The organism is Salinimonas iocasae (assembly GCF_006228385.1).
Taxonomy (GTDB): domain Bacteria; phylum Pseudomonadota; class Gammaproteobacteria; order Enterobacterales; family Alteromonadaceae; genus Alteromonas; species Alteromonas iocasae.
The window spans coordinates 106,456-130,564 of the sequence record NZ_CP039853.1; the positions used below are offsets into that span (position 1 = coordinate 106,456).

Sequence of the window (24,109 nt, forward strand, 5' to 3'; positions counted from 1 at the left end):
CTGGCGGGAGTCATGATTCCCCCAAATACGAAATCTGGACCGCAGTATTTGGCTGGACATTTTGCATTTCAATCATATTGAGGTCCGGCCGGTAAAAGCATTGAATTTAGCCACTTCTAACGTAACCGATTGAATATTATGAATTAATCAACCAGCAGTTCAAAAGTCATGGGCTTAACCTGCTTGGTTAGATCCAGCTCAAAACTTCCTAGCCGTCCCAAATGCTCGGTATGATACGGTGAGAATTCGGCCATAATGTCGCGGGTAATATTGTACCCTTCCGACTTCAATTGATTGAACACTTCGGTCATCGCGTTTACGTTGTATAAGATCGCGAAGTTGGCCAGCAAATGATTGTATTTAACGATTTTGCTTTGTTCGTGTCTCAAGTTTGCAGGAATTTTCCCGCCATTAGCAAAAAACAACCACCGGGCAAACTCATTGAACTCTTCGCTCTTACAGGTCGCTGCCTGGATTGTTTTGCGCAGATCAACGTCGGTAATGTATTCCAGCAAAAACATGGTTCTGACCACGCGCCCGAGTTCACGGAACGCAAAGTACAGCTTGTTTTTCCGGTTCTTGGTGCCGAACCGGCGCAGGATTGTCGAAGCGGTGATTTTCCCTGCTTTAACTGACATGGCCGTTCGCATCATATCCGCATAGTGCTTTTCAATGAGATCCCACTTGATCGGCTCCTTGAACAAAGACTGAATATGCTTGAGTACCATGGAGCGATCAGGCTTATAAAAGCTGAGATCTTTGATATTTCGGATACGGGGCATGAGCTTTATGCCCAGCAAGTACGCCAGGCCAAAGACGGGTGTGGATTGCGCCTGTGTATCGCCGTGAACGGTGTCCGGATTAAAATCAGATTCATCGTTGAGTAGGCCGTCCAAGATATAAATCGCCTCGTAGACACCGCAGGGAATAAACCGGCTGAACAATGCAATATAGGTGTCCGAGACGTGGTAATAGGCAATGCCGCCATAGCTGCCATACCGAATATGGTATTCAGATAGCAAATTATCTTCGTAGAGATCCCAAAGCTTTCCATCAGCGGACACACTGCTGCCTGATCCCCAACACTCAATGAGCCGGTATTTCTTATACTCGCTATTGATCTTCGCAATAGCTTTATCGAGACGCGCTTCCGTCGTGCGTTTTAAGTTAAGCCAGGCGACTTGCTTGCGAGAAACGCCCTGCACAGATCGCACGGTTTCGGTGGGACCAATGTTGGTACCGTAACAAAACACGGTCAGGACAAAACGTAACTCCGGGTCGCTGATACGTGATTCGAAGCCCGACAACGGGCCAAAATGTTTATTCAGGTTCAGCCACTTTTCGACATTGATAATCACATCAAGCAGGTTGATTTTGTCCAACCGATCGCGCAAAAGCGCTCCAATTTCTTCGACTTCAGGTAAGGGTTGATCAGGTTTTGGTTTACCGATAATCAGATTCCCGTTTTCAATACGAACCAGTTCGTCCTCCGGGAATTGGCTGTCAGCTTTCCGGCAGCTCGTTTCCATGGACTTCTTCAGCGTTGTTGTAAATTCAGTATCACCGGCGACGAGCCCTACCTCCTCGCAATAGGTAGGCAACTGCGCTTCGTATTCTTCCCAGGTGATCATCTGCTCCCGGTAATCATCGAAGGTTTCACTGTAGGGAATGAACAAGTCACCGGTACTTAGTTCTTCAGCGATCCGTTCAAACACACACAGCTCAAAACAGGTTTTATTAACCTCCGACACCTGTGCTGATTTGGTTGATTTTCCCGTGACTAATTTCCACCAGCTTTCGCGAATCCAGCGAATATTAATGACATTTCTGGAAGAGGGATCGTTCGGATCGCTTTGAATTGACAGGAACTCCGTGCGACGCTTTTTGTGCGTCAAAATAAACTGGAACGCATTGAGCAAGTCCTTGTCTTCCGTGGCCGATGCCAGGTTGAGTATTTCAATCGTACGAAACAAGGTGGATCGTTGCTTTTTATAGAGTCGAACCATAAACGGCAAATAGTTGTTGCCTGCGAATGCCATATATTGTTCGCACATTTGCATTAGCTGATCACTGTTCTTTCCCAGTATCGGATCAAAAGCTGCCACCGAATCGGGTTTATCAAGATACACCTTGACCATCCCAGACAACACAGAAATCAAATGATCGGTTTGCTTTTGATGGTCTGCAAGGTACTTCTCCAACAGCTTCTGCGCCGAGCGATCCATTTTTAACAACATCTTGATAAAAATATCGGCGGCGTTATCCAGTGTTTGTGCGTATTGGTGCCGGATTAAAACGATGACGAGTGCGAGTCGCTTGTTCAGCTTTAGTTTCATCAATTCGGCGTAATCCAGGACCTTGGCCTCGTTGATAAACTGCTGGTGTTTAACTGGCGGCAACCCCAAATCCGTGGGCAAAAGTGTTTGCAGGGATGTAAGCCATTCCAGGTATTGGATGTACGCATGGATATTGCGAGGGGTCGGGCGTTTGGGTTCATTTTTCAGCGTGCTCCAACCAAAACCATTCAGTCCTGTGCTAGATCGAAGAATATCGTTGATGCATTGGCGACTTTCAGACTCTAAAAAGCCACACAATTGATCGTAATACCGAGTGTTGACTTCGGCCCTGGCCGCCTGACATATCCGCTCAAGTACACTGAACGCCGGTAACTCGTATCGCTCTTTGACCAAATATTCCAACGTGACATTGATGATATCCGGTAATGCTTCTTTGGTAGTCGCTGCCTCAAGTGCCCAAATCTGTGCCAATTCAGAGGTCTTGGCCGCATCGTAGGCTTTTATATTAAGATGGCGCCGAATCAGCTTTACGTGACGATCCTTCGCGCCCGATGTGTAATAGGTTTGGGGATCCTTCAGTGTCACCCGCGAACGGCACTGATTTTTAATGTGCGTGATGATCACCTTTGGTATTTCACCCAGGTTTACGAACCGGCCCAATCGCTGCGTGATTTTTAGCTGAATCAGGAGCCCCAAAAAGAATGCGCTGGTTCGTTTACAGTGACGCAGTGCAAACTTCTGATCTTCCGGCGTAGGTGTATAGACATCCCCTAACTCATCTTCGGTGATATCAGATTTAATTCGTGGATAAGCTGTCTGATAGATAGCGGCCATCGACTTAAATTTTCTCTGATAGATGCATTATTGTGTAAAAGCATCGCGTTATAGTTATCAGGTTTCTAGTCGTCATTTGGATATGCCTAGATTACTCGCAAGTGGCTTTCATTGCTTTATTCCTTGTGATGGCCTGCCATTACGTCGCCTGAATTGAGATGCCAAGCATTTTGAACAATCGCAAACAACAGTAATACCAACGCCAACAGCAACAGTTCGGTTTGATACACATTGACCGCATACTGAATTTTGAGACCCATACCAGAAACAGCGGAAGGAAACAAAATGGCGATAAAACTTAAGATGGTCGGCAGCAGCGGGGTACAACACAACAGGGGGCTTACAATCCCGATAACTATGCCGCCCGCCGCTGGTGCCGTTCTGCAATGGGTCTTCTTGCGTATCAGTTGAACCCATAAATTGATGAGAACGCTCTCCAGCGTTGCGAACAAAAACGCAAATAGCGCGATTCTCAGATTAAGATGTGCAAAAGAACGCAAGCCAATATCGGAACCCAGTTCATGCGCTGGCAGGACAACCAAGTGGACGACCAGCACCAGACTAAAGAGGATCGCGGTACGCCGTTTTGAGTGAGAATCCTGAACCGGCGATTGAAATGCATACACTACAAGTGACCAGAGGCGTTTTATAGAGTTTGTAGCGCGCTTCACTATCGCATTCATTCTTCTTTGCCGTTTGTCGCAACTTTGTAAGTTCCCCAGAACATCTCCGGTAACACGCAAACCAGTGGTGTACCGATCAGTAAAAAGAGTCCTAATCCGTTAAAGGTGAGCCATTGTATCCACTGCATCCCAATGCCTAATGCCAACATGGCAGAACCCAGAAAAAATGGCCCGCTGAAAAAACAATGCATTCGCCCACATTGACGCGCATTTCTTAAACAGGCATATCCCATCCAACTTAAAGCGATCGCCCAGATACTGCCGGTCATCCACGGTGCAAGTTGCATCATGCCGGTAATCACTATGAGTATCGCTGGCAATACCCAGGTGAGAATAAATCGGCCTTTATTGGCTACCCAGTCGTGGGGGCCGGTTTCACATTTTTCTGACATCGTATACTCCTTTGTTATGGCGATCAGGCCAGTTGGCGCAGCTCCGACAGCTGTGAATCCAATGCCTGCAAGTAAGCCTGGCGTTCATCAATTTTGGTTTGCAGTTCGCGCATGGCGGCTTCACAGGCTTGCTGGTCGCCTTCGTTGATGGCGTAGAGCAAGGGTTTTATATCCAGGATCAGCAGGCCCGCCGCACGCGCTGCGCGAATGAAGCGCAGCCGGTTTAAAGCGCATTGATTGTATAAACCGAAACCACCCGCGGAATGCTCTGGGCAAAGTACCAAATTTTCCAAGACGTAATTCCTGACGGTATGCACTGTGGTTTGCGCGGCTTTCGCCAGTTGCGAGATCGTCAGGGGAAATTCGAGTGCCTGCCCATCGGCATCCATGAATGCCGCAAAGTCGGGGATCACCTCAAAGTATCGTGACACATCTTTTGACACGGCGGCTTTTGACATGGGTTTGTCTCCGTTCGTTTCAAACACTGCGGCCTGGCCACAACGCTTCAGTCGTTTCGGCATCGGCTGGCCGCGCCAGCCGATAGCCCTGTAATACATCACAGCCAAGCTTCTCTAAAAGTTGTTGTTGAGTGGCCGTCTCAACCCCTTCCGCGACGATGGATAAATTCAGGTTATGGCCAAGGGTGATGACGCTTTCGGTAATGGCGCGATCCTTTGGCTCGGTTGTCATATGCGTGACAAAGGTTTTGTCGATTTTTAGGCGGGTCACTGGGCAGCATTGCAAGCGTGCCAGCGACGAACTCCCGGTACCAAAATCGTCGATGGACAGGCGAATGCCCAGCGCCTGGCAGCGATGCAGGTTTTCGATCAGGATTGGCGTATCCTCCAGGGCCAGTGTTTCGGTTAATTCCAGTTCCAATGCCGGAGCAGGCAGTCCCGTATCACGCAATATCCTGGCAAGGTCTTCGACAAAGTCAGGTTGGTGGATTTGTAAGGCAGAGACGTTGACCGCGATGATACCCTCGGGTAAACCGCGTTGACGCCAATGCATCATCTGTTGACAGGCCGCCCGTAAGACAAACGCGCCCAGTTCCAGAATTAATCCGCTTTGTTCGGCAACGGGAATAAAGGTGTCTGACTGGATCAATCCTTCAGTTGGATGTTGCCAGCGAATGAGCGTTTCAGCGCCTTCCCAGCATTGGTGTTGAACATCCCATAGAGGCTGGTAAAAAGGAACGAATTCACCCTTGTTCAATCCATCCGCCAACGCATTGACCGTTGGGGCTGTCAGTGAATGCGTGGCGGGTGCCGTTCCCATACTGCCCTCTCTTATCCTGCACAACAGGACAGTTCTTTGACATCCTTGTTAAAGGTTTGCGCGCAGAGCTTCAAACCTTCCACCATGGTGAGGTAAGGGAAAAGCTGGTCGGCTAATTCCGTCACCGTCATACGGTTGCGGATGGCTAAAGCCGCACTCTGGATCAGTTCGCCGCCTTCGTGAGCCAGGATCTGCGCGCCTAGCAACAACCCCGTTTCCTTCTCTGTGACCAGTTTGATAAAACCGTCGGTTTCAAAGTTGGCTAACGCACGTGGGACATTTTCCATACCCAGTACGCGGCTGTCGGTCTCAATATCCTGAGCCCTGGCTTGCTCCTCGGTCAGTCCGACGGTAGCCACCTGTGGATCGGTAAAGATCACGGCGGGCATGGTGGACAGATCCAGTTTGGCGTCGCCGCCCGTCATATTGATACCAGCACGGCTACCGGCGGCCGCGGCGACATAGACAAATTGCGGCATGTTAGAGCAGTCACCGGCAGCGTAAATACCAGCAACATTGGTTTCCATGCGTTCGTTAACAACGATTTCGCCCTTTTTGTTGGTGGTGACACCCACCGCGTCCAGATTGAGTTGGCTGGTATTGGCGTGTCGCCCGGTGCTTACCAGCAAACGATCACAACTGAGCTCGCCTGCATTAGTGTTCAGGGTGAATTGATTTCCATCGTGGGTCACTTGGGTGGCTTGCGTGTTGTTTAAAACTCGAATGCCTTCTTTTTCAAAACAGCCTGCCAGTTTTTCACCGATTATGGGGTCTTCACTGTAAAGTAGTGAGTGTCTTGCCAACACGGTGACTTCACTGCCCAATCGTCGGTAAGCCTGGGCAATTTCTAGCGCCACGACCGATGAACCAATCACCACCAGGTGCTGCGGCAATTCCTCGGCAAACAGCGCTTCGGTAGAGGTCCAGTAAGGCGTTTCGGCCAGCCCCTCGATGGGAGGAATGGTTGGCGTGGAGCCAGTGGCGATCAGGATTTTATCAGCAAAGATTTCCTGCTCAGTGCCATCATTTTTTCTGACTATCAGGGTGTTTGCATTTTTAAATTGCGCCCAACCTTTAAGTAAACTAAGCGCAGGATTTGTCTCTAGAATATTCTGATACTTTGCAGCGCGCAGCTCTTCGACTCGAGCGGTCTGCTGCTGAGCCAACAAGGCTCGACTCAATTGGGGCGCATGATTTTCCAGTCCGGCAAAGGGATTATTGCGTTGCTGCTGTGCCAATTGAGCGGCGCTGATCAAAATTTTTGAGGGTACGCAGCCGACATTCACGCAACAGCCGCCAATCACATCGGCTCCCTCAATAAGAGTGACCTTGGCACCACCTTCAGCGGCTTTGATAGCACAGGCAAAAGCGCCGGAACCCGTACCGATAATCGCCACATGTTGAGTTCGGTTGCTTTCTGTGTTGCTGGTATTTTCGTTGTCACAGTAGGCGTTCGGTGCTGTGTTTTCCGCTAAGGGGTTTTCTTTTGCGGTATAACCCAGGGCTTCAATCGCTCCAATGAGATCGGTTACGCTGACCCCACCGTTTGTGGTGATCGTTGCGCTGGCGTTTTCATAAGATATTTCAACCTTATTCACGCCTTCGATCGCATCGAGCGCTTCTTTAACGTGAGCGACGCAACTTGGACAGGTCATCCCTTCTATCGATAGTAAGATCATTCGTTTTCCTCAAATAGTAGTCAGGCATTGCGTCGTGTTAAACAGCACAGCTGTCATCATCACAGCGTTTATTCGCGGGTGAAAAAATATCCCAAAGCGATACGGCAACCATCAGGCCTAACGCTGAATAGGTGACATAGCTGCTCCAGCCGTATTGGAAAAACGGATAGAGCGATAACAGCAATAAAATGGGGCCGACCACACCCAGCGCACTACGGTGCCATTGCCGGTGGCTGAACCAGCCAAGTCCGTTGAGTACCAGGGCAATCCAGGCAAACAACGGTAACAGGGTATTAACAAACAAACCTTCCCATTGGCTGAGAAAACCCAACCCGACCGCAGCGCCCAGGCTGGCGATGGCCGGGAAACACATGGCGCATCCCATAGCAGAAACCAGCGCGCCCAATGAGCTAATCTTATCGCCGAAACGGGTCACTAACTGTATTAGCATTTCCATGCTTTACTCCTTGAGCGTTGATGGATAACCCGCATTAGTGGTGGCTTCGGTCAGTGCTTTTACTGTGGTTTTTTCGTCGTCGAATGTGACAACTGCCAATTTGGTTTCAAAGGTGACTTCAGCTTTACTCACACCCTCAACATTTTTTAAGGCATTTTTGACCGTAAAGGGGCAGGTCACACAGTTCATGGTTGGAACTTCCAAAGTAACTGTTTTCGGCGCAGCAAAAGCGGTCAGGCTGGTCAAGGCTAGCAAAGACAACAAGGCAATTTTCTTCATCATTTTCTCCAGTAACGTATTAAGTCATTAATAAAAGTGAGCGGTAAGAAAGTATTCAGGCAAACCAGACAATCCAATAATTGCTGGTGACTAGCACCAACGCAGTCAGTGCCGTTAACCAAAAGATCACCTGCCGGCGTTTTCGCACTTGAGGAACTGCACAGGCGGTGCCTGGCTCACAGTCCTCAACGGGGCGATAGACCTTCCAGCCTGCGAAGCCAAATAAGGCTAAAACCAGCAGGATAAAAATGGGACGATAAGGTTCTAACAAGGTTAAATTACCAATCCAGGAGCCACTCACGCCTAGCAGCAACAACACGAAAGGACCAGCGCAGCACAGGCCAGCGCCAACAGCCGCGATAACGCCGCCAATAATAGGTAGATTGGATTCTTTCTGTGACACGACTTACTCCTCTGATTTCAGTGTATGGAGCAAGTGTAATCTCCGTACCGATGTACGGAGTCAAACGTTTTTGTGATGCCCGTGTAAAACTAATTAAGGTTGCAGGGAGTCGATAATGGGACAATGTGAGTCATCGTTATTACTCTGACATTGCGTCAATAATGCCTTGAGTGCGCTTTCGAGCCGCTTCAGATCGGCAATTTTTTCCATGACGGCGCTGAGTTTATACTCGGCCAGCTCCTGCACCTGAGCACATGGGCGGTCATTCAAGCTTAGCAGGTTGGCGATCTCTTCCAGGGTAAACCCCAATTCTTGCGCCCGCTTAATGAACCGGATGCGATTAACCGTTTCATCGGGATAATGGCGGTAGCCCAACTCGGGTTTTGGCGGTTGCTCTATTAATCCACGACGCTCATAGAAGCGAACGGTTTCTATATTGATAGCCAGTTCTTTGGCAACTTTACTGATAGTTCTTGTCATGTTCATATCTCTTTTACCCGAACGGTATCTATAAGAACCGCCATTTTCTCCATCAATATATGGGTAGCGTTATTGGAGAGCTGCTGTCCTTCTTCAATGTACTCCCAGACGGTGGCATCGCTCTTCCATCCGCCTTGCTTTTTAATCAACTCAAAATCAACTCGTTCTCGGGCTGCCGATGTAGAGAGGCCGCGCCGGAAGCTATGGCTGCTCAATTCCGGTACAAAATCGAACTGGCAGGCGTTACCCAAAGTCTTGAGTAATTCATTAATGGCACTGGGATTCAACGCTTTAGGCTGAATCTTATCCCACCGGTTAATGGGGCGAAAAACCGGACCTTCATTAATGCCACCCAGTTCTATCCAGTTTTTCATGGCCGTAGCAGGACAGCAGTCTGGTGCACCGAAAGGTAATGCTCGCACTAAGCCGGAGGCTTGTTGATCGGTCTTGGAACTAGACAGCCGGATGAGAAGTCCTTCAGGTTCCCACACCAGATCACCGTAGCGAATGGCCACCAATTCGCTACGGCGAAAGGCACCGAAAAAGCCGGTCAACACCAGCGCGATATCCCTCAGTTTCTTTTTGGTGGTTGGTAGTTGCCGCAAATGATTCACCATTTGGGCGACGTGCTCCAAGCGCAATGCCTTGGCTTTGCGCTTGGGTTGGCCATGGGTACGACGAACGCCTTCCATGGTTTTGCGGACCAACGGATCACTTACTGGATCGATGAGCCCTTGATAATGGTGCCATTGGCTAATAGCGGTCAGGTGCAGATCCAGGGTTCGGGGATTAAGCGATTCGGCTCTGGCCAGCAGGTAACGCACGACAGTATCCCGATCCGAGGGCAGGCGACCACCCCATTTTTCAAATTGTCGAATGGCCGAACGGTAGGCTTTACGTGTGTTGTCGGATGTCGCTGCCTGGAGGTATTGCCGTAGTGGTTCGGGCCCCTGGCGTTCAACCAGGGTCGCATCCTTATTACGTAACGACAAGTTGCTAGCCTGTATTGGCGGTTTGTTGTTCATGAATAGGATTTCCTTCGATGTCGCTCAAAAGGCGGCTATGTACCGGCGTTACAAGTCGAAAATTTACGTCAAGATCAACTAGCCCAGGATAAGGATGATTATCAGTGGTTAGTATCATGAATTCAAGCAATCTTGAAACGAACCAATATAATGTTATATTACGTGTTATGTAATATGTTACTAAATAATCCGAGAGGAATCACCATGGCCCGTGCCGGAGTCACTTATCACGATATCGCTAAAGCCGCTGAAGCCATTAAAACGCAAGGCCAGGAACCCACGGTGGATCGGGTGCGCGAACACCTGGGCACCGGCAGCAAAAGCACCATCGCGCCATTGCTCAAGCGTTGGCGGTCAGACAATGGGGAGGCGGCCGATGTCAGTGGGCTGCCGAACGACCTCGTCGAGGTGGTAAAGTCCCTGCATGAGCGGGTACAGCAGATGGCCGACCACCGTATCGAACAAGCTCGCCAGGAATTCGAGACTTTAAAGGAAGAACTCCGCAAAGAGTTGACCCATGCCGACAACACCATGGCGCAACTAACTGCCCGACAACGGGACCTGGAGAACCAGACCGAACGGCTGAGCAAAGAAAAAAGCGAGCAAAGTCGGTCCCTGGAAGACGCGCGTGTCAGCCTGGCCAAGGCCGAGTCCCAGCGGGACGAAGCTGCTGCACGGATTGTTGAATTGAAGGAGAGCGTTGCGGAACTCAAACAAGAAAATAAGGATATCCGCGATCATTTCGAACATTACCAGCAGCGTACTGCCGAAGACCGCCAGCAGGAGCGCGAACAATTCCGTTCAGTTAACCAGGGGCTGAACGATCAGATCCAGAATCTGCAACACCGGCTCGCCCAGGCTGAGTCGAGAGCGTCAGAGCTGTTTGACGCCAATGTGCAGTTACAACGACATGCCGATGAATTAAAACGGGCCAATGGGGCGCTAAATAGCGACGTGAAGGGAAAGATAGAAGATGTCCAGAACCTGAAACACGAGCTTGAAGAAGCCGTGGCAAAGTGCCGGGAATACCAGCATCAAAATGATCATTTGGCGCAAAACATGGCCGTGCTCACCACTCAGAAAGCTGATGTTGATAAGCAAGTGGCCGTCTTATCCCAAACACTGGAGACCACAAAAACCGAATTGAAAACCACCCAGGATAAAGCGGCGCTTCTGATCGACGAGAATAAAGTCATTCTTCAGGAAAAAGCCGTGATCCAAGGTCAATTTAAACAGCTCCAAAGTTCGCTGTAGCCGGATGGATGTATTTTGAGCGCCCGGCAGCTTAATGGTGGAATCGTCGTAGCTCATCAAATTTGTCGGTTCTTCCACTTGAAGCTTCTGTGCTTCTTCACATCAAGGATCTTTTGCCAATGAATCTGCTGTCAATTTTCACAATATTTGTAATTACTGCGGTTGCCGAAATTGTAGGTTGTTATCTGCCGTGGCTGGTACTGAAACAGAACAAGTCGGTATGGTTGTTAATTCCTGCTGCGCTTTCGCTGGCGTTATTTGCGTGGCTGTTGACGCTTCACCCAACGGCGGCAGGTCGCACTTATGCTGCCTATGCGGGCATATATCTGGGCGTTGCTCTCCTCTGGTTGCGTATTGTTGACGGAGTGGCGCTCACCCGTTGGGACATCGCGGGGGCTTTGGTCGCATTGGTAGGGGTTACCATCATCGTTATACAGCCAACGGCCGGTTAGGCAAGGCGCCATAATGTTGAATAATATCAGCCGCTTATGCTCAAAGTGGCTAAATCCAACGCTTTTACCGGCCGGACCTCAATGATCGGTGGCTTATGGTTGATGTATCTAGAAGGGTTTAATTTCTCAGTAGCTGTTGGTGTGGGCTTTATCGCTCTAGCTGGTGTTGCGGTTGAGATTGGCGGGATAATGCTGGTTTATCTTAATCAAGCACTTGCTGAGCTTAAGGAAAAAGCGCTGGAGCGAGCAGAACTCATCTCAGATGATGCATATCAAGATGCATTATTGCACGGTGCTGGCTTACGAGTTCGTCCAGTAATGATGACGGTAGCTACAATCATTATAGGTTTAATGCCTATTTTATATGGTACTGGTACAGGTTCTGAGGTCATGAGCCGCATTGCTGCTCCTATGGTAGGCGGAATGACAAGTGCTGTGCTGCTCACGCTTATTGTACTCCCTGCAATTTACTCAATCATTAAAAAGCCTGAAGTAAATGCCTTTAACAAAGAGCTTTCTAACGTGGAGCCTGAGAATAATGCTTAGCACGGCTAGAAAATATCACAAATGGCTAATGGCATTTGTCGGAATACAATTCCTCTTCTGGTCTATTACAGGCGTGTATATGGTGACTATGGATATTCACTATATACACGGCGAAACCTTGTCTAAGGAAACTGCGAATAAGTCCCGCAGTTTAACGCTTAGTTAAGCCGCAGCATCACCTGCCTAATTTTTAAACTCTAATTTTGCAATTTAGGCCAATATGCCGTTGTTTTAGGCAGGATTTTGGCCTTATTCCGGGCTATTCCCGGATTTTAGACAGATCTTGGCTGTCGTCGTAACATCTGGTCTACTTTAAACAGGTTCGCCAAGGTGAATAGCATGGCTAACTGTGAGTCATTTTTTATCAATCCCTTATAGCGAGCTTTGATAAAACCAAATTGGCATTTGATGATGCGAAACGGGTGTTCCACCTTCGCCCGAATGCTGGCTTTTAAATATTCGATGTTGATGGCAGTTTTGTTTTTGCGGGGATGCTTTTTCAGTGCCCGAACTTTTCCGGGACGCTCAGCAATCAGCCATTCCACATCCTTTTCTTTAAGTTCTTCACGCTTCTCTGCGCCTTGATATCCAGCATCGCCAGAGATGAATTCCTCATCGCCATGCAACAGGTTCTTCATCTGATTCAGGTCATGTTCGTTGGCGGCGGTGGTCACCAGCGTATGAGTCAGAGCGCTCTTGGCATCCACACCGATATGGGCTTTCATACCGAAGTGCCACTCATTACCTTTCTTGGTCTGATGCATATCCGGGTCACGTTCATTCTTTTTGTTTTTAGTGGAGCTGGGGGCTTCAATAATCGTGGCATCTACCAGTGTGCCCTGCGTCATCATCACACCGCAGTCAGACAGCCATTGATTGACCGTTTTGAATAATTGGCGAGTCAGCTTGTGTTTTTCCAGCAAGTGCCGGAAGTTCATAATGGTTGTGCGGTCAGGAATGGCTTTATCCAGTGATAGTTGCGCAAATTGACGCATCGAAGCAATTTCATATAACGCATATTCCATCGCTTCATCACCGAGGCTATACCATTGCTGCATACAATGAATGCGAAACATGGTCTCAAGCGCATACGGACGTCTGCCATTGCCTGCTTTAGGATAAAAGGGTTCAATCACTTCCAGCAGTTGAGACCACGGCAGCAGGCTATCCATTCTGGATAAGAAAATCTCTTTTCTCGTCTGGCGACGTTTGCTGGAAAACTCACTATCGGCAAAAGTTAACTGTTGGCTCATGGGCGGTAATGGCTGTGATTTACTATGCAGCTATGATCTCACATTCAGGACTTATTCGCATCTTCCCTAGTGAAGTACAAATAATGCGTAATAACCATAATGAATGAACGCTGCTGGCTCTCCCGTAGTAGACAGAGAAAATAGCCGAAATATGTTTTCGGCTATTTTTTATGCGTGGTGTTAGAACCAGATCCTAGCCCCTACTACTACGCCAGTTTCACTGGTTGACTCGCCGTCTGCTTTTAACGCATCAGCTGTATTCCCTAAGGCTTTGCTGTAATAAACGCCAACATAGGGCGCTATCTCCCTCACTATCTCATGGCGGTATCGCAAACCGATACGAATGTTACTCAGCCCGCTTTGACGTTTATATTTTTCCGAATCGGTGAGGTTAGCTACTACTTCCAGGCGCGGTTGCAGATAGGAAACCTGACTTAACTGCCAGTCGTATTCTGTTTCATTGATGAACTGCATGTCACCGTCTTCGTTGATACGAAGTGAGTTTTCCATTTCAAACCAATAGGGGGCGAGTCCCTGATAACTGATCACCGCATAGTTTTCCATGTCAGCATCTGACGACATTTCGCCTTTCGTACCAACGCCGACCTGCACAGACCAGAAAGCAGAAACGAGGTACCCGTAAAGTACCTCGGCGCGTTCCAGATCCGTGGGCATGCCGTCGTTTTGGGTATTTTCACCTTCGCTTTTAAACACTAAGCGATGATAATCACCGCCATACCAGGCCTGCATATCCCACACAGCCCGATTTTGTTGTTCATCAGTTCGCGTATACTCAAGTCGATCAAACAGTATCTGGCCATAATTTTCATCCGGAATGGGAGATGGCCAATTGTCTTTTGACTGTGCCAGGGCGGTGTTCCCAAAGCCTAAACTGATGGTCATGAGTCCTGCTGTTATTATCTGCTTCATTTTAACCTCCTAGGCGACCTGAACAACACGAAACATGCCCGCTTCCATGTGGTAAAGCAGGTGACAATGAAAAGCCCACTCTCCGGGTGCATCTGCGCTAATCTGCAACGATACTTTCTCACCGGGTTTGAGGCTGATGGTATGCTTCCTCGGTCTTGGATAATGGCCATTTTCCAGTTCCATCCACATACCATGTAAATGAATGGGATGGTCCATCATGGTGTCGTTAACCAGAACTAGACGAAGCCGCTCTCCAAAATTAAAACGGACATACCCATCTACTTCGCTGAACTTCTTGCCGTCGAACGACCACATGTATCTTTCCATGTTTCCTGTTAAATGAAGCTCGACTTGACGCTCTGGCTCTCGCTCATCAGGCCATGCATGTTCGCCTATTAGGTCAGCGTAAACCAATACGCGATGTGGACTGCCTTCCAACCCTATGCCCGGCTCGTCTAAACGCGGTCGTGGATTTTGTGCGATCATAGCGGCGCCTTGACCATGCCCGTCTTCACTATGAACAATGTCTATCTTTTCTACGGGCAGCACCCGTGAAGATTTCATATCCCCCTGCATCATGTTGCTATGCATCGTGTGCTCGCCATGCTGGGCCATTTTCTTCATTTCCATTTCTGAAGAAGCCTTTCCTTTTTTCATGCCTCCTGATTTTTGCATGTTCATACCGTCCATGCCTGACATGTCCATGCCCATGGCTGCCATGCCGCGCTCCGTGATAGTTCGTTGCGGAGGAATAGCAGCAGTCATGCCTATTGATGGAGTGAGCGTGCCGCGGGCATAGCCGCTTCTGTCAAAACTCTCAGCAAAAAAGGTATAAGCCTTTCGTTCTTTTGGTTGGACAATGACATCGTACGTTTCTGCTACTGCAATTCGGAACTCATCTACATTGACCGGCTTAACGGGCTGACCGTCAGCAGCAACAACCGTCATCTCTAATCCCGGAATACGAAAATCAAAGTAGGTCATAGCAGAACCGTTGATGATGCGTAAACGCACTTTCTCACCCACATTAAACAGCGCCTGCCAGTCATCCTCTGGGGTGCGGCCATTCATCAGGTAGGTGTAAGTGCTGCCTGTGACATCTGCGATGTCACGAGGGCTCATGCGCATTGCGCCCCACATGGCGCGTTCCTTCCATGTTTCGCTAAGACCTTTTTTCTCAACATCTTCCAATGTGTCGAAGATAGTTCGCTTTTGGTAATTGTAATAACCCTCAGCCACTTTCAGCTTTCTCATCACGTCGTGAGGGTCAGCAAAGGTCCAGTCACTTAGGATGATAGTGTGTTCCCGATCTGCGCCGATGTCTCCGTCGGCAGGCTCAACGATGAGTGGGCCAAGATGCCCGCGTTGCTCCTGAAGACCGGAGTGGCTGTGATACCAATATGTTCCGTTTTGCACTACATCAAACGCATAATTGAATGTCTGACCTGGCTTTATCCCAGCAAACGAAACGCCTGGTACTCCATCCATCCCAGCGGGCAAAATAATGCCGTGCCAGTGAATAGACGTATCTTGTTCAAGTCGGTTGGTAACATTCAGTTGAGCACGCTGACCTTCTTTTAGCCTTATCAGGGGCCCCGGCATCTGGCCGTTGATGGTAATAGGCAGGCCAGTTTTTGAGCCTATTGCTAAATTGGCCTCAGCAATCGTCAGATTTTTAATGTCATCAGTCAGCACCTGATCTTTAAAGTGACGACCAGCGGGCGCGGCCCAAAGCGGACTGACCTTAGTCAGGGCCGCCGCTGCGCTCGCAGTCATAGCACCAAGAACGAACCTGCGACGACCGTCGTTAAATGAATTATTCATAAAGTTAGCCTTTAAATATGATTGTATTCAGGCAGAAAAACTTCAACCTGGGAAAATATCTTGTTGGGGTATTCGAAAGTCAGGCTATGGGTGGTCGATATGGGGGGGAATAAATACCTACAGGAACGGCAAGGCTAATAAAATCATATTGCTCAGCATAGTTGAGCGCTAAATGGCTGTGAGAGAAACAAGCCAACGTCGATACATGATTGCAATTCGCCATTGTGCAGAAGCAACCGTCCTCGCAACAATCTGAGCCGTCTTTATGAGATCCGTGCTTTTGCCCGTCTTTGACCGACAGTGGATTGTAGGCGAGCTGGCCGACATGCCTTTCAATAGCGCTAACATTCGGCATTAAGGTGTCTACCGATGCGTTCTGTTTACTCGATTCTACATCGCACGCACTGACCGGCAGCGCAAACGCGACCAGAAATATTACAACCCCGATGAAAAGTATCCTAACACTCATGGCTCAGAGACCTGCGGCTGCATCTTCGTAGCTTTTCTATTGAAGATGTATTAAAAATAGAGAGGCGTATTTTCTGCTTTCAACACTTACATGAATTTTAATAAAAATACGAGAAACCATCTGAAAAGATCTCAGGCAACCTATATTGACTCTCAGATCCTACACGAAATGCATATCAAAAACATCTTTGCGCATTCGTACCATGTTCAAGAACAAATTATATCTTTTAATCTTTCCTCGAAGTGAGCTTCAGCATTGTGAGCCAACTGGCGAAAACAAGTCAGCGATACATACAAACCAGGAAGAGTTTTTTTTAAATACTTACATTAGTCAAATTTTAAGTTAAAAGGTGAGGATAGTAAGATAAGCATTGGAAAAGTATTGTTGTACGCGAGCGAACAGTCGCACATAATGTGCATGTGGAAAGAGTCACTTGCAAGAAAAATAAACAGACAGAAGGTTACTATTATGCAACTAATTTATAAAATTGGTCTAATTCTGATGCTTACGTTTAGCGCCGGAGCATTTGCCCACGGTAATGTAGAGCTTGAAAGCAGTTCTCCGTCAGATAATGCGATGTTAATGAACGCCCCAGAGTCACTGACGTTGACCTATTCCAAGCCACTGCGGTTAATGAAGGTCAGTCTAAAGGGAAATGAGACCGGTGATATCGACTTTGATTTCACGCCTACATCAGAGCAGCATGCAATATATAGTTGGCAATTACCTGCCTTAAAAGCGGATAGCTATACTGTCGAATGGATAGCAATGGGCGGGGATGGCCATAAAATGAAGTCGACGTTCTCTTTCATGGTTCACTAAGTAAAAGTCATGGAATTAATTCTTTGGAATGCAACGATTGTTGTGTCTAAAGCCATATTCTATGTGGGCTTTGCTAGCCTTGTCGGTTGTGCTTTTTTGATGCGTCAGCCAGCCCCAAAAGATGATTTTTACAAAGATCTTCTATGCCAGATTGTTCCCGTAATGGTTGTCTCTTGCATAGCATCTGCGGTGTGGTTTATTGCTAAAACGGGCGCATTTTCTGAAAGTGGTCTGCAAGGTGCATTTGACCCTATGATGCTTGAGGTAATGTGGGCGTCACCTGTGGGCGACGTCGCTCTGGTCAGGATGCTTATGTCCGGCCTGGCGATTCCTGCACTGCTTTTGATTTTCGCTAAGCGTGTCCACGTTATTGCTATAAGAGCGATACTGACTGTGTTGATAGTTTATGGCCTATACAGTTTTACGCTTATTGGACACATTGCAGAAAAAGGGCTCGTCGACAAACTCATATTGGCATCGCACATAGCTGTCATGGGGTGGTGGTTTGGCGCGCTCTTACCGCTGAGGCTTGTATGTCTGCGCTTCCCGGTAGAGGATACGCAAAAAGTTATGACTGACTTTGGCAGAATTGCAGGTTACCTTGTAACCACACTGATCCTCCTCGGTATATACATGGCGATTACCATATTTACCTCTCTGGATGATCTGGTTCAATCAGAATATGGGCTTACCTTTCTGAGCAAGTTGCTGGTTGTTGGCTTATTGCTATTAATTGCCGCAAGACACCGATTTATTCTGGTGCCCGCTTTGCAGAACACTGGCGATGTTGCGCAACTGAAACGCTCTATAAATATTGAAATAGTGTTAGCCTGCGTGCTTCTGTTAATCACCTCGGTATTAACCAGTGTGGTTGGCCCCGAGTTTAGTTAGGAAAATCATAATGCGAAAACTGTTGGTGACAGTCATACTTGCTGCCGTCTCATCTTCCTTGTTCGCTCATAGCGACAAAACCCAGAAACACCCGCCTACACTATCTGGCAATGAGACCGCGCCGGGACAGGTGGTCCTGTCTTTTCATGAGGCGTTGCGGGAGCAAAATGAAATCGCTGCTTTCAAAGAATGTCACGATTGTTGAAGGCGGCGGTATCGAACGCAGCGCTCAGGAATATGCGTCTCATCACATGTTATCTGATATGAAATTTGTCAGTACATTATCTTCAGAGCTTTTGGAGCATCGGGTGACAGAGTATCGCGATTCCGCGACCTCACTCTTGATTTCCGTCAATACCACTGAAGCCGGTAAAACATACCGCTCGCTCGAAACCGCAATTCTGACCAAACGTGACGGTGAATGGAAAATAGCCCACTTGCACTGGTCAACGGCAATGTGAGTGAGTAACTGTCTTGGGCCGCCGCTCTCTCTGGCAGGCCCTGAGCGTGAATTGTCAGGGGCTCGTAGAAAGAGCCCACCGTTTACATCAACCACATAATTAATGCACCCGCGATCATAAATAAGTTTTCAGATAGCGAAACAAATCCAAGTGGCACATTACTATTACCACCTACACAAGCACATTTAAGTTCCCGTTTATCAATGTAAACCGCTTTGAAAACGGATATTGCACCAACCGTCCCGATGAAGAGTGAAAATGGTGCAACAGCAAGTGCTGGCAGCTGGGCAATCATGCCAATTCCTGCATAAGCTTCGATAAAAGGATAAATATAACCATAACGCAACCACTTCATCGCCAATAGATCATAGGTGATAAACGAGTTAGTAAAGCTGTACAAATCTTTGAGCTTTTGTACTGCAAGAAGCGTCATGGAAAAGGCAATAAATAACATCAGAGTTCTTACCGAGATGAAATCACCTGAGACTACATACTGAAATGCCAGAGACAGCAGGGCCGCTACAGAAAAAATAGTAATGACAGGCGTGTAGGTTCTCCCTGTCTGACCTGCCTTGTCTTTGCCGAAATAATCCCTGAGATCATCGTACCCCCCCAATACGCTCATCATTTATAAACGTTTGGGGCGTAGTCTCGACCCCATGCTTTTCCTTAAATTCATCGGTCTCTTCACGAGAAGTTAGGTGATGGTCTTCGATTGAAAACCCTTCACGCTCCAGCAAATCTTTCGATCTTAAACCGTAAGGGCAAATATGTTCGTCAGTAACCATTCGATACAGGATAGCTGTCTTACTCATTTTACTCTCCTTTATTCAGTTTGCCCTCAAACTCTGGGAGTGGACGTTGCTCGGCCTGGACCTGAGATGTGGCCTTGCCATTTTTAGAAATATCATTGATCAGCCATTCCATCTCTTTAATTTCTTTTCGTTGCGCTTTGATAATCCCATCTGCCAGTTCACGCACCCGCACATCTTCGATATTGGAGCGCTCGCTGGTAAGAATGGCAATGGAATGGTGAGGGATCATCGCTTTCATATAGGCAGTGTCAGATACGGTACTTTGAGAACGCACAAGATAAACGCAAGCGACGAAGATCACTGCTGCCATCAGAAAAATAGTCACGTTAAGCTTTTTATTATTGTACATACCCAGCATAAACGCCAACATGATGATTGCCATGCCCGCTCCCATATACAATGCCATATAAGTTCGCGTTTCACTGAACCATACATGCGATATTGCGTACGTGTTCAGGTACATCATGATAAACATCGCAGCAGTCGATGTTACAATCATTGCAGCAAATTTTGAGTATTTCATATGTAATCCTTACTTAAGAAAAGACTATTTGTGTAATATTCTCTCGCCAAGAGGGAATAAATGAACAAATATACGTGAGTTCAAGATTCGTACCACTGGAGGAACAGCTATGCTTTTTGCAATAATTATCAGCGCGATAGCGCTGTTATTAAGCGTGGCTTTACACCTTTTTAATATATCGGTGGTTGCTGACAAATTTGTCGGAAAACTGAGTAAAGTTTGGACAAAAACACAGGCCGTGGTATTCATTGCTATTTGCAGCCAGCTTTTACTTGCTGTCATTTTTGCATTGGCCTATGCAACAGGGCTGACCCTGGAATTGGGAGGTTTTAAACAGCCTGCTGCAGCTGTCGATATTTTCTATTTTTCTTTGACAACAATCACTACGCTTGGCCTTGGCAGTATTGAGCCAACCGGACATCTTAGAATGCTAGCCGGGGTAGAATCAGCTACGGGTTTTCTTTTGATAAGCTGCTCGGCCTCGAAAGTATTCATGACCATGAGCGGCACCTGTGAAAAACCGGCTACCTGAAAATGGGAGGGATCTCGCTGTTTCGACACGAACAAAATCGATTCATTTTTTTCTCATCTGTCTGCTTAAAAGCGTTTTGAGAGTGACAACTTAGTCAAGCTTTGCCATAGTCAGTGGTACTGTACATAATTCCTCGTCTTTTGTCAGAATAGTCCAGTCACCACACCACATTATGTAATTAAAACCGTTGAGCGTTCTGTTGCTGGTAGCTTACAACAACTCGCCTATCAATTCCTTTAATTTAATCTTCGCTTCATTCAGCGCGTTTAGCCCTTCCATTGTACAGCGATAATACTTTCTAGTTTTGCCATTTACCTCTTTCGTCGAACAGGTGAGCCAACCGTATTTTTCAAGCTTATGCAGCATTGGGTACAAGGTACCAGGACTAATTTGATAGCCATGATGGCGAAGCTCTTCAATCATTCCCATGCCAAAAATAGGCTCCTGTGCTGCATGATGTAAAATATGAAGGCGAATAAATCCGGTATATAAGTCTCTATGTTTCATTTGACGCCCCTTTAATGAGCAAATCCTGCCGGGTAACAATAAGTTGGCTGGGTTTATGTTATGCTCCTGCGCAACCTGCTTTAATCGGCCAAACGACTATACTTTCTACGCGTTAACCATGCATCAACGGACCACCGCCCTGCGCCAGCAATCAGAAGATAAATCGATCCCATTAACATTGCCCAGTCGGTGCGAGATGCATGAGCCATACTCCAAAAGCCGTAACGATCCAACTCTCGCACATTGAATATCCACCAATCTTCCCCAAGCCAGATCGGCACTTTCGTTGAAATTAGTGCAACAATCATGATGCCCGTCAGCGGGATAGCGCTGACTCTGGTGGCGAAACCAAGCAGAATGAATAACCCACATATCAGCTCGACCCATCCCACGAAAGGTCCCATTAGCTCAGGCCATGGAATGCCAATATCTGCAAAGCGACCCGAGCCTAGAATTTCAGGAAAGATTAGCTTCTGAATACCTTCGGGTAAAAAAACACAGCCAACTGCCAGACGAATAAATAAATTGGTGGGTGAGTCAGACGTCATTATAGTTTGCTTCCAACCATGTGTGTCACTCATTGATCCTTATGTTGTCAATTATTTAATATTGGCTTAACGCGGTTAGGCGACGTTTACAAATTGACTGGGAGCGGACTACCAAATGACGTAAGAAAGAGTTGCTAGCGCTATCAGTCCAAAGCAACTCAGTAAGCCAAATACAGACACCCATTTGGGTATAAAACGATCAGAGAGTGGTACATTAAGTGCTGCAATATTGGTGATTCCGTAATAAAGTAACACGGTAAAAGCGCTTAGTGTCCAGGCTGATTCAATACCACCAAGCAAAGCAATAGCCGACATTATCGCAAATGTCATCCATGTCGCTGCTGGAGCCGATTTGCTGTCACTGCTCACATTCGCCAGCTTGGCAGGTAAATCACCACGACGAGCCATAGCAAGAATGACACGAGAAACGCCTAACACTAAATTAAGCACGACGCCGCTCATGGCAATTACACCGCCAATTACTACAAGCCTGCTCCAGTTATGATTAGAGATCAGGGTCGCAATAATAAATTTGCTTTGTTCGAACGATTTAATACCTCCCAAATGCAAAATCGTATAGCCCACCGCGATATAAATAGTGCTGATAACTGCAAGCGTAATGATAACTGCTCTGGGTATATTTTGTCGGGGCTCACGTATTTCCTCTCCCATTGTTGCAATTCTTCCGTACCCGGTGAAAGCGACAAACGTTAGTGCCGCGGCGTGAAACAATGATAAAGATGAAGAGTCGGCAGTGTCTGTTCTAGAAATAGCATTACTGGTTAAGCCAATTCCAATGAAGGTAAGTAAGCCCAGCAGGCTTATTAGAACCAGCAATGCGTTGAGCCAATTTGTGCGGCGAATACCCGATAACACCAGCACGGTAAACATAAGCAGCAGACTGACAGCAATATACTCGACAACTTGTGCAGATATGTTGAAAGTAAGACTAATATACCAGGCGACAGCCAGCGCCGCTGTTGCCGCAGAGGCGCTTTTGGCAGCAACAAAAAGACAACCGGCAACCCGACCACTTAGCGGGCTCAAAAATCGGTAGCCATATTCATAGGTTCCGCCGCTCACAGGGTGTGCCGCGGCTAACTGAGCGGATGAAAGGCCGTTCATTAGGGCAGTAATAGCAGCTATCAAAATGGCAAAAACAAGGTTATCTCCGGCAATGTCAGCACTCAAACCAATGCTGACATAGGCACCAGTACCAAGAATCGAACCTAGTCCGATAACAAGTGCACCAAGCAATCCTGTTTCCCTAACTAATTTGTTAGACACGCCACTCACTCCTCGTCTCATTTAAATTTGTATGTAGAAAACTATACAATCCACACCTTTCAGTTTTATCACTGCAAAACTGCACGAAGATTACACATACGACATTTTCCCGCTTATTATTTCAGCAGTGGATAGGGCTTTAATTGTAAGCAGGACGCGAGCTGAAAGATGCCAGTCCAACCCTTACAAAGTAGAGTTCATTGCTGCATAACACTATCATTAACGAATACCGTTATCGGATTTCGATAATGATAGAATTGGTGGAAGTTAGATGCAATGAAGAGATGTTTCTGATTTTCTAATTAGTAACAGCTGGAGATAATTAATTTTTGTAATGCAGTTAAACGCCAGGGAATGGGGTGATTAAATCATTACCTTATATTATTCAATAACCTAATGGGGCATTTGAAATTTTTCAATCAAATCCCTGCCAACCCTCATACTGTGCCAGACAGCAAAGTTGCAAGTCTACTATGGCACACTTTGTCTGAGCACGAACTTGGGTTGAGAATACTTTATCGTCATGGTCACAGTCATGACAGCGAGCAATAGGAAAAACGATGGCTATTTTGCTTGGTAAAGTTTACGACAAAACTATTGAAGATATGGTGTTCGCATATGACCTTGATAGGGTCACGTATTTTGGCAAGCGGTATATTGTTACTTACGGATGCTGTTTAGACACTCTAGCAGGTGATGCAGCATTGACTGAATTATACTCATTTGGTGGCGATATTAGAGGATTCTTGACCAAGAATGATGCTATGGGCGCTCTCAAAAATACAAAATGGTAATGTAGGAAACACCAATAAGCCCTATCTCAGGGTGATACTTTATTGAGGAGCTTATTTTCGCGTTAGTATGGAATAATATTACTCCCCCCAAATTCTCCACAAAAAAATGCGCCACTTGATTCCTGTCTAAGCTTCCGCAACTCGTTGATGATTGCTCATGAAGTTCATTCACACATAACGAGGAGAGTATTTTGACTTCAAAAGTAAATGCAAAATCATCAACAGCAATGACCCCACAAGCGGCGCAACGAATTCAAAGTGCGACCGCTAAAGCTAACGATGGTATTGTGCCGAAAGGCAGCTTCGCGGCACGTGCAACAAGTAGCGCTGCCAAAAACAGCAAATAATGGCGAGGGGCTAAGCCCCTCTTTCGACAAGGAATGTTAGAGGTTCA

28 protein-coding genes and 3 pseudogenes are annotated in these 24,109 nt (G+C 47.2%); 11 read left to right on the forward strand and 20 right to left on the reverse strand.

Annotated features, from left to right (window positions below):
- Nucleotides 1-143: 143 nt before the first annotated feature.
- The 11 genes from FBQ74_RS17750 to FBQ74_RS17800 all read right to left on the reverse strand — a co-directional run bounded on the left by FBQ74_RS17750 (nucleotide 144) and on the right by FBQ74_RS17800 (nucleotide 9,807).
- The gene (locus tag FBQ74_RS17750; RefSeq protein ID WP_139758091.1) at nucleotides 144-3,131 is read right to left on the reverse strand and encodes a Tn3 family transposase; all 2,988 of its coding nucleotides are present in this window, start codon (nucleotides 3,129-3,131) and stop codon (nucleotides 144-146) included.
- A 116-nt stretch (nucleotides 3,132-3,247) separates the two neighbouring features.
- Nucleotides 3,248-3,814 carry a hypothetical protein gene (locus FBQ74_RS17755; protein WP_040133153.1) on the reverse strand — a complete coding sequence of 189 codons (567 nt, stop codon included), beginning with the start codon at nucleotides 3,812-3,814 and terminating at the stop codon, nucleotides 3,248-3,250.
- Nucleotides 3,811-4,206 (reverse strand): hypothetical protein, encoded by a 396-nt coding sequence (locus FBQ74_RS17760; protein WP_040133152.1) that lies wholly within the window; start codon nucleotides 4,204-4,206, stop codon nucleotides 3,811-3,813. Before FBQ74_RS17760 ends, FBQ74_RS17755 begins: the two co-directional genes overlap by 4 nt.
- A gap of 23 nt (nucleotides 4,207-4,229) precedes the next feature.
- A complete protein-coding gene (locus tag FBQ74_RS17765) occupies nucleotides 4,230-4,664 on the reverse strand; it encodes a MerR family transcriptional regulator (protein ID WP_011711644.1) in 435 nt (144 codons plus the stop codon).
- A gap of 19 nt (nucleotides 4,665-4,683) precedes the next feature.
- A complete protein-coding gene (locus FBQ74_RS17770) occupies nucleotides 4,684-5,484 on the reverse strand; it encodes a putative bifunctional diguanylate cyclase/phosphodiesterase (protein WP_020833625.1) in 801 nt (266 codons plus the stop codon).
- Nucleotides 5,485-5,495: 11 nt separating this feature from the next.
- Nucleotides 5,496-7,163: a mercury(II) reductase gene (gene merA / locus FBQ74_RS17775; protein WP_139758092.1), complete on the reverse strand. Its 1,668-nt coding sequence runs from the start codon at nucleotides 7,161-7,163 to the stop codon at nucleotides 5,496-5,498.
- 37 nt (nucleotides 7,164-7,200) lie between these two features.
- Complete coding sequence (merC, locus tag FBQ74_RS17780; RefSeq protein ID WP_139758093.1) at nucleotides 7,201-7,620, reverse strand: organomercurial transporter MerC; 420 nt, start codon at nucleotides 7,618-7,620, stop codon at nucleotides 7,201-7,203.
- 3 nt (nucleotides 7,621-7,623) lie between these two features.
- Complete coding sequence (gene merP, locus FBQ74_RS17785; protein WP_011711647.1) at nucleotides 7,624-7,899, reverse strand: mercury resistance system periplasmic binding protein MerP; 276 nt, start codon at nucleotides 7,897-7,899, stop codon at nucleotides 7,624-7,626.
- A gap of 55 nt (nucleotides 7,900-7,954) precedes the next feature.
- Nucleotides 7,955-8,302 carry a mercuric transporter MerT family protein gene (locus FBQ74_RS17790; RefSeq protein ID WP_007642845.1) on the reverse strand — a complete coding sequence of 116 codons (348 nt, stop codon included), beginning with the start codon at nucleotides 8,300-8,302 and terminating at the stop codon, nucleotides 7,955-7,957.
- 93 nt (nucleotides 8,303-8,395) lie between these two features.
- Nucleotides 8,396-8,782, reverse strand: a complete 387-nt coding sequence (merR, locus tag FBQ74_RS17795) for an Hg(II)-responsive transcriptional regulator (protein ID WP_040133151.1) — start codon at nucleotides 8,780-8,782, stop codon at nucleotides 8,396-8,398.
- Between the two features lie 2 nt (nucleotides 8,783-8,784).
- Nucleotides 8,785-9,807, reverse strand: a complete 1,023-nt coding sequence (locus FBQ74_RS17800) for a tyrosine-type recombinase/integrase (RefSeq protein ID WP_139758094.1) — start codon at nucleotides 9,805-9,807, stop codon at nucleotides 8,785-8,787.
- A gap of 204 nt (nucleotides 9,808-10,011) precedes the next feature.
- Between FBQ74_RS17800 and FBQ74_RS17805 the strand changes: the two genes are divergently transcribed.
- The 4 genes and pseudogenes from FBQ74_RS17805 to FBQ74_RS19185 form a co-directional block, all read left to right on the forward strand.
- Nucleotides 10,012-11,061 carry a DNA-binding protein gene (locus tag FBQ74_RS17805; protein WP_139758095.1) on the forward strand — a complete coding sequence of 350 codons (1,050 nt, stop codon included), beginning with the start codon at nucleotides 10,012-10,014 and terminating at the stop codon, nucleotides 11,059-11,061.
- A gap of 119 nt (nucleotides 11,062-11,180) precedes the next feature.
- On the forward strand, nucleotides 11,181-11,513 hold the full coding sequence (locus tag FBQ74_RS17810) for a YnfA family protein (RefSeq protein ID WP_040133149.1): 333 nt from the start codon (nucleotides 11,181-11,183) through the stop codon (nucleotides 11,511-11,513).
- Between the two features lie 78 nt (nucleotides 11,514-11,591).
- A pseudogene (locus FBQ74_RS17815) lies at nucleotides 11,592-12,059 on the forward strand (efflux RND transporter permease subunit); the annotation flags it as partial.
- A pseudogene (locus FBQ74_RS19185) lies at nucleotides 12,052-12,201 on the forward strand (PepSY domain-containing protein); the annotation flags it as partial. The pseudogenes FBQ74_RS17815 and FBQ74_RS19185, both read left to right, overlap by 8 nt.
- Before the next feature lie 130 nt (nucleotides 12,202-12,331).
- Here the strand turns inward: FBQ74_RS19185 and FBQ74_RS17825 are convergent.
- From FBQ74_RS17825 to FBQ74_RS17840, 4 genes are all read right to left on the reverse strand, one after another.
- Entirely contained in the window at nucleotides 12,332-13,312 is a 981-nt protein-coding gene (locus tag FBQ74_RS17825) for an IS5 family transposase (RefSeq protein WP_139758096.1), read from the reverse strand.
- A 180-nt stretch (nucleotides 13,313-13,492) separates the two neighbouring features.
- The gene (locus FBQ74_RS17830) at nucleotides 13,493-14,242 is read right to left on the reverse strand and encodes a copper resistance protein B (protein ID WP_139758097.1); all 750 of its coding nucleotides are present in this window, start codon (nucleotides 14,240-14,242) and stop codon (nucleotides 13,493-13,495) included.
- A 9-nt stretch (nucleotides 14,243-14,251) separates the two neighbouring features.
- Nucleotides 14,252-16,066, reverse strand: a complete 1,815-nt coding sequence (locus tag FBQ74_RS17835) for a copper resistance system multicopper oxidase (RefSeq protein ID WP_139758098.1) — start codon at nucleotides 16,064-16,066, stop codon at nucleotides 14,252-14,254.
- Nucleotides 16,067-16,145: 79 nt separating this feature from the next.
- Nucleotides 16,146-16,535: a hypothetical protein gene (locus FBQ74_RS17840; protein WP_139758099.1), complete on the reverse strand. Its 390-nt coding sequence runs from the start codon at nucleotides 16,533-16,535 to the stop codon at nucleotides 16,146-16,148.
- A 468-nt stretch (nucleotides 16,536-17,003) separates the two neighbouring features.
- Between FBQ74_RS17840 and FBQ74_RS17845 the strand changes: the two genes are divergently transcribed.
- The 4 genes from FBQ74_RS17845 to FBQ74_RS17855 are packed head-to-tail and all read left to right on the forward strand — an operon-like array spanning nucleotide 17,004 to nucleotide 18,709.
- Nucleotides 17,004-17,357 (forward strand): copper resistance CopC family protein, encoded by a 354-nt coding sequence (locus FBQ74_RS17845; RefSeq protein WP_168190726.1) that lies wholly within the window; start codon nucleotides 17,004-17,006, stop codon nucleotides 17,355-17,357.
- Nucleotides 17,358-17,366: 9 nt separating this feature from the next.
- A complete protein-coding gene (locus FBQ74_RS17850; RefSeq protein WP_139758101.1) occupies nucleotides 17,367-18,248 on the forward strand; it encodes a copper resistance D family protein in 882 nt (293 codons plus the stop codon).
- A 10-nt stretch (nucleotides 18,249-18,258) separates the two neighbouring features.
- Nucleotides 18,259-18,453 (forward strand): hypothetical protein, encoded by a 195-nt coding sequence (locus tag FBQ74_RS19190; protein ID WP_232372045.1) that lies wholly within the window; start codon nucleotides 18,259-18,261, stop codon nucleotides 18,451-18,453.
- Entirely contained in the window at nucleotides 18,416-18,709 is a 294-nt protein-coding gene (locus FBQ74_RS17855; protein ID WP_232372046.1) for a nuclear transport factor 2 family protein, read from the forward strand. The genes FBQ74_RS19190 and FBQ74_RS17855 overlap by 38 nt, the downstream gene beginning before the upstream one ends.
- A gap of 82 nt (nucleotides 18,710-18,791) precedes the next feature.
- Here the strand turns inward: FBQ74_RS17855 and FBQ74_RS17860 are convergent.
- Nucleotides 18,792-19,524 (reverse strand): annotated as a pseudogene (locus tag FBQ74_RS17860) (MauE/DoxX family redox-associated membrane protein).
- Nucleotide 19,525: 1 nt separating this feature from the next.
- Nucleotides 19,526-20,047 carry a DUF305 domain-containing protein gene (locus tag FBQ74_RS17865; protein WP_139758102.1) on the reverse strand — a complete coding sequence of 174 codons (522 nt, stop codon included), beginning with the start codon at nucleotides 20,045-20,047 and terminating at the stop codon, nucleotides 19,526-19,528.
- A gap of 109 nt (nucleotides 20,048-20,156) precedes the next feature.
- Between FBQ74_RS17865 and FBQ74_RS17870 the strand changes: the two genes are divergently transcribed.
- Nucleotides 20,157-20,579 carry an ion channel gene (locus tag FBQ74_RS17870; RefSeq protein WP_117316687.1) on the forward strand — a complete coding sequence of 141 codons (423 nt, stop codon included), beginning with the start codon at nucleotides 20,157-20,159 and terminating at the stop codon, nucleotides 20,577-20,579.
- A gap of 210 nt (nucleotides 20,580-20,789) precedes the next feature.
- On the opposite strand, the gene FBQ74_RS17875 is transcribed toward FBQ74_RS17870, so the two are convergent.
- The 3 genes from FBQ74_RS17875 to FBQ74_RS17885 all read right to left on the reverse strand — a co-directional run bounded on the left by FBQ74_RS17875 (nucleotide 20,790) and on the right by FBQ74_RS17885 (nucleotide 22,921).
- Entirely contained in the window at nucleotides 20,790-21,086 is a 297-nt protein-coding gene (locus FBQ74_RS17875; protein WP_139758103.1) for a PadR family transcriptional regulator, read from the reverse strand.
- Nucleotides 21,087-21,166: 80 nt separating this feature from the next.
- Nucleotides 21,167-21,667, reverse strand: a complete 501-nt coding sequence (locus FBQ74_RS17880) for a DoxX family protein (protein WP_139758104.1) — start codon at nucleotides 21,665-21,667, stop codon at nucleotides 21,167-21,169.
- A gap of 75 nt (nucleotides 21,668-21,742) precedes the next feature.
- Nucleotides 21,743-22,921 carry an APC family permease gene (locus FBQ74_RS17885; protein WP_168190727.1) on the reverse strand — a complete coding sequence of 393 codons (1,179 nt, stop codon included), beginning with the start codon at nucleotides 22,919-22,921 and terminating at the stop codon, nucleotides 21,743-21,745.
- Between the two features lie 560 nt (nucleotides 22,922-23,481).
- Here FBQ74_RS17885 and FBQ74_RS17890 point away from each other — a divergent pair.
- Both FBQ74_RS17890 and FBQ74_RS19025 read left to right on the forward strand, forming a co-directional pair.
- Complete coding sequence (locus FBQ74_RS17890; protein ID WP_139758106.1) at nucleotides 23,482-23,715, forward strand: hypothetical protein; 234 nt, start codon at nucleotides 23,482-23,484, stop codon at nucleotides 23,713-23,715.
- 191 nt (nucleotides 23,716-23,906) lie between these two features.
- Nucleotides 23,907-24,062 carry a hypothetical protein gene (locus FBQ74_RS19025; protein WP_168190723.1) on the forward strand — a complete coding sequence of 52 codons (156 nt, stop codon included), beginning with the start codon at nucleotides 23,907-23,909 and terminating at the stop codon, nucleotides 24,060-24,062.
- Nucleotides 24,063-24,109 lie beyond the last annotated feature (47 nt).

Bases quoted from the DNA above. Each gene is read 5' to 3' on its own strand.
- FBQ74_RS17750 (WP_139758091.1), bottom strand. From the start codon at position 3,131: ATGGCCGCTATCTATCAGACAGCTTATCCACGAATTAAATCTGATATC.
- FBQ74_RS17755 (WP_040133153.1), bottom strand. From the start codon at position 3,814: ATGAATGCGATAGTGAAGCGCGCTACAAACTCTATAAAACGCCTCTGG.
- FBQ74_RS17760 (WP_040133152.1), bottom strand. From the start codon at position 4,206: ATGTCAGAAAAATGTGAAACCGGCCCCCACGACTGGGTAGCCAATAAA.
- FBQ74_RS17765 (WP_011711644.1), bottom strand. From the start codon at position 4,664: ATGTCAAAAGCCGCCGTGTCAAAAGATGTGTCACGATACTTTGAGGTG.
- FBQ74_RS17770 (WP_020833625.1), bottom strand. From the start codon at position 5,484: ATGGGAACGGCACCCGCCACGCATTCACTGACAGCCCCAACGGTCAAT.
- merA (WP_139758092.1), bottom strand. From the start codon at position 7,163: ATGATCTTACTATCGATAGAAGGGATGACCTGTCCAAGTTGCGTCGCT.
- merC (WP_139758093.1), bottom strand. From the start codon at position 7,620: ATGGAAATGCTAATACAGTTAGTGACCCGTTTCGGCGATAAGATTAGC.
- merP (WP_011711647.1), bottom strand. From the start codon at position 7,899: ATGAAGAAAATTGCCTTGTTGTCTTTGCTAGCCTTGACCAGCCTGACC.
- merR (WP_040133151.1), bottom strand. From the start codon at position 8,782: ATGACAAGAACTATCAGTAAAGTTGCCAAAGAACTGGCTATCAATATA.
- FBQ74_RS17800 (WP_139758094.1), bottom strand. From the start codon at position 9,807: ATGAACAACAAACCGCCAATACAGGCTAGCAACTTGTCGTTACGTAAT.
- FBQ74_RS17805 (WP_139758095.1), top strand. From the start codon at position 10,012: ATGGCCCGTGCCGGAGTCACTTATCACGATATCGCTAAAGCCGCTGAA.
- FBQ74_RS17810 (WP_040133149.1), top strand. From the start codon at position 11,181: ATGAATCTGCTGTCAATTTTCACAATATTTGTAATTACTGCGGTTGCC.
- FBQ74_RS17825 (WP_139758096.1), bottom strand. From the start codon at position 13,312: ATGAGCCAACAGTTAACTTTTGCCGATAGTGAGTTTTCCAGCAAACGT.
- FBQ74_RS17830 (WP_139758097.1), bottom strand. From the start codon at position 14,242: ATGAAGCAGATAATAACAGCAGGACTCATGACCATCAGTTTAGGCTTT.
- FBQ74_RS17835 (WP_139758098.1), bottom strand. From the start codon at position 16,066: ATGAATAATTCATTTAACGACGGTCGTCGCAGGTTCGTTCTTGGTGCT.
- FBQ74_RS17840 (WP_139758099.1), bottom strand. From the start codon at position 16,535: ATGAGTGTTAGGATACTTTTCATCGGGGTTGTAATATTTCTGGTCGCG.
- FBQ74_RS17845 (WP_168190726.1), top strand. From the start codon at position 17,004: ATGCAACTAATTTATAAAATTGGTCTAATTCTGATGCTTACGTTTAGC.
- FBQ74_RS17850 (WP_139758101.1), top strand. From the start codon at position 17,367: ATGGAATTAATTCTTTGGAATGCAACGATTGTTGTGTCTAAAGCCATA.
- FBQ74_RS19190 (WP_232372045.1), top strand. From the start codon at position 18,259: ATGCGAAAACTGTTGGTGACAGTCATACTTGCTGCCGTCTCATCTTCC.
- FBQ74_RS17855 (WP_232372046.1), top strand. From the start codon at position 18,416: ATGAAATCGCTGCTTTCAAAGAATGTCACGATTGTTGAAGGCGGCGGT.
- FBQ74_RS17865 (WP_139758102.1), bottom strand. From the start codon at position 20,047: ATGAAATACTCAAAATTTGCTGCAATGATTGTAACATCGACTGCTGCG.
- FBQ74_RS17870 (WP_117316687.1), top strand. From the start codon at position 20,157: ATGCTTTTTGCAATAATTATCAGCGCGATAGCGCTGTTATTAAGCGTG.
- FBQ74_RS17875 (WP_139758103.1), bottom strand. From the start codon at position 21,086: ATGAAACATAGAGACTTATATACCGGATTTATTCGCCTTCATATTTTA.
- FBQ74_RS17880 (WP_139758104.1), bottom strand. From the start codon at position 21,667: ATGAGTGACACACATGGTTGGAAGCAAACTATAATGACGTCTGACTCA.
- FBQ74_RS17890 (WP_139758106.1), top strand. From the start codon at position 23,482: ATGGCTATTTTGCTTGGTAAAGTTTACGACAAAACTATTGAAGATATG.